Annotated in this window: 2 protein-coding genes; one reads left to right on the top strand and one right to left on the bottom strand. The window is 62.3% G+C overall.

All coding sequences use genetic code 11. From position 1 onward, the window contains the following. On the top strand, positions 1-858 hold an 858-nt coding region (locus EOA86_RS27675; protein ID WP_128344585.1), incomplete at its 5' end, for an ATP-dependent DNA ligase. Between the two features lie 35 nt (positions 859-893). Here EOA86_RS27675 and ligD read toward each other — a convergent pair. Further along, a partial coding sequence (gene ligD / locus EOA86_RS27670) for a DNA ligase D (protein WP_128344584.1) occupies positions 894-3316 on the bottom strand: 2423 nt, incomplete at its 5' end.

The raw sequence follows: 3316 nt of genomic DNA, 5'->3' as shown, positions 1-3316 counted from the left end.
GTGGAGTTGCGCGCAAAGTCAGGCAAGCCGCTCGGACGCTATTTTCCCGAACTCGTCGCGACATTGAAGGAACTGCCGTCGCGCCGTTTTGTCGTCGACGGTGAAATCGTCATCTCGGTCGACGGCAAGTTTTCGTTCGACGCGCTCCAGATGCGGCTTCATCCCGCCGAGAGCAGGATCCGCAAGCTGTCCGCCGAAACCCCGGCGCACATCGTCCTCTTCGACATGCTCTGCGATGAGCACGGAACCGTCTGGTTGGCGCGGACCCTGAAAAAACGGCGAGCGATCCTTGAGGCTTTCGTCGCTTCGGCAAACCGCAGGAACATCGTGCTTTCGCACTGTACGCGCGATGTGAAGGAAGCCCGCTCCTGGTTAGGGGCTGCCGGACATGGGGCGACAGACGGCGTGGTCGCCAAGCGGCTGGACGGTCCGTACCAACCGGGGGTGCGTGCGATGGTGAAGGTAAAGCGGTTGCGGTCGGCCGATTGCGTGGTCGGCGGCTTTCGCTATCTCAGCAACAGCCCGCAGGTCGGCTCTCTGTTGCTGGGTCTGTACAACCAGGCCGGCAAGCTCGATCACGTCGGTTTCACCTCGACCATTGCCAAGGACGACAGGGCAGAGCTTACCTGCCAACTCGAAGCGATGCGCGAGCCCCCCGGCTTCACCGGAAAGGCGCCGGGCGGGCCGAGCCGCTGGAGCACCGAGCGCAGCGGTGAATGGGAGCCGGTCCGGCCCGAACTGGTGGTCGAAGTACGCTTCGATCACGTCACCGGCGACCGTTTCCGGCATGGCACCAAGTTCCTGCGCTGGCGGCCGGACAAGGCTCCGGAACAATGCACGTTTGAGCAGATCGCCTGATTTGTTCGGATGCATGCACCTTCGCAATGCCCTCCTCAAGCCGCTTTCTTGCGTCGGTTTGCACGATCTTCGATCGGCGCTGCGGCAGCTCGGAAATCCTGCCAGGGATCCGACGATAGTGAGGCAAGCCGGGTCGGTGTGTTCTCGACGGTAAAATAGGCCGGTCCGATGCCGGGTCCGAGCTCGTCCCATGCAAGCGGCATAGACACCGCCGCACCCGGTCGTGCTCTTGTCGAATAGGGTGCGACTGCGGTCGCACCGCGCTGGTTTCGCAGATAGTCGACGAGGATTTTTCCGCGCCGTTTGGATTTTGTGATGGTCGAGACGTAGCGGTTGGGACTGTCGGCGGCCATGGAGTCGGCAATCGCCTTGGTGAAGGCTTTCACAGCTGGCCATTCCGCTTTCGGTTTCAACGGCGCCACAACGTGCAGACCCTTGCCGCCGGAGGTCTTGATGAAGGGGACAAGCCCTGCATTCTTCAGCCGGTCGCGGGTCTCGACGGCGGCTTCGATCACCGCCTCCCAGCTCACGTCCTCGCCGGGGTCGAGATCCATGATGATCGTGTCCGGACGCTCCCAATCGCTTACCATCGAACCCCAGGGGTGGATCTCCAGCGCCGCCGATTGGACGAGACCGATCAGCCCATCGAGATCATTGATGCTGATCAGCCGCTCGTCGGGCGGATCCTTGGGGTCGTGAACCAGGACAATGTTGGGGTTGAGCCCCTTCCAGGCATGCTTCTGGAAGAACTGCTCGCCCGAAATCCCGTTGGGACATCGCACCAGCGCTAACGCGCGGCCGACGATGTAGGGCGACGCATAGCGCCACACCTCGGCATAATAATCGGCGAGGCCTTCCTTGGTCACGCCCTGGTCCGGCCAGTAGAGGCGATCGGGATGGGTGAGCTTGACGCTCCGACGCTGAAGTTTGGGTGCTGCCTTGCTCGTCTTCGGCGTTTCGCGGACGATCTCCTTCGCCGGCTTGTCTTCGCGTAATCCGCGGAATGAGGCGTGGCGCAGATTGCCGTCGGCGGTCCACGCCCGGAACTCGATTTCGGCGACGAGTTCCGGCCTGACATAGCGGACTTGCCGAGCCTCCTCGGCGGTCAGCCGTTCGTCGAACGGGGTTGACGGAATGCGTATTCGCTCGAGCTTCTTGAAGAGGCTCTCGGCAACCGCCGCCGTGTAGCCGGTGCCGACGCGTCCGACATGATGGAGCTTGCCGTCATCATAGACACCCAGGATGAGCGAACCGATCGCATTGCGCGAGGTTGTCGAGGGGACATAGCCGGCCACGACAAATTCCTGCCGCGCAGAGCATTTCGACTTCACCCAGTTCTTGTTGCGGCCAGAGCGGTAGGGCGCGTCGCGAAGCTTCGAGACAACGCCTTCCAGGCTGAGCCGGCAGGCGTGTTGCAGGACCAGAGCGCCATTCTCCTCAAAATGTCCGCTGTAGCTGATGATGGCGTTATCACCGCCGATGATCTTTTCCAGCAATTCCTTGCGGGTGATCAACGCAACGTCACGCAGATCGTACCCGTCAAGATGAAGCAGGTCGAAGACGTAGAAGCGAAAGCGATCACTGCGGCCCTCGCTGAGATCGGCTTGCAGCGCGGAAAAATCCGATGCGCCGGCGGAGGTCTCGACCACGAGTTCACCATCGATCAGCGCCGTCCCGACGGGGATATCGGCCAGCGCCGAAACGACCGCCCTTCCGAATTTCTTTGTCCAGTCGAGACCGCTCCGCGTCAACAGTTTGACGCGACCGGCTTCGATCCTGGCCTGCAGCCGGTAGCCGTCGAATTTGATCTCGTGCAGCCAGCGTTCGCCGGACGGCGCGGACGAGACCAGGGTCGCCAGCGTCGGTTCGACGAAATCGGGGAGCGCTGCCTTCTTGGCACCCTTGATCTTTGACGGTTGGGGAACGCTTACGGTTGCAGGCCGCTCTTCTGGTTGAGTTGCCCCCGTGCGGCCGCCGCGGCGCTTCCGAATGCGCCCCGTCTTGGACGACCAGCCGGGCTCTTCGCCGGCGACGTCCTCGATCTTGCGGCCGGTCGCGACGGATTCCGGCCGCTCGTCCAGAATGTCGGGATCACCTTCCGTGCGCGCGGCGTCATCGTCGCCTTTGATCAGCAGCCAGTTCTCGCGCTTCTCCCGCGGCTTTCCGGCCATCCGCACAAGATGCCAGCGGCCGCCAAGCTTCTCGCCGTGAAGTTCGAAATCGAGATGGCCTTTCGCATAGCCGCGATGCGCGTCGCCGATCGGCGACCAAGTGCCTCTGTCCCACAAAATAACGGTGCCGCCGCCATATTCGCCTTTAGGGATGGTGCCTTCGAAACCGCCATATTCCAAAGGATGATCCTCGACATGGACGGCAAGGCGCTTCTCGCCGGGGATCAGGCTCGGCCCTTTTGTGACGGCCCAGCTCTTGAGCACGCCGTCCATTTCGCGACGAAAAT

This window comes from Mesorhizobium sp. M5C.F.Ca.IN.020.32.2.1, assembly GCF_004023105.1.
In the GTDB taxonomy this organism is placed as follows: domain Bacteria; phylum Pseudomonadota; class Alphaproteobacteria; order Rhizobiales; family Rhizobiaceae; genus Mesorhizobium; species Mesorhizobium wenxiniae.
Note: the sequence above shows the minus strand (reverse complement) of the source record. Positions and strands in the feature narration are given on the sequence as shown.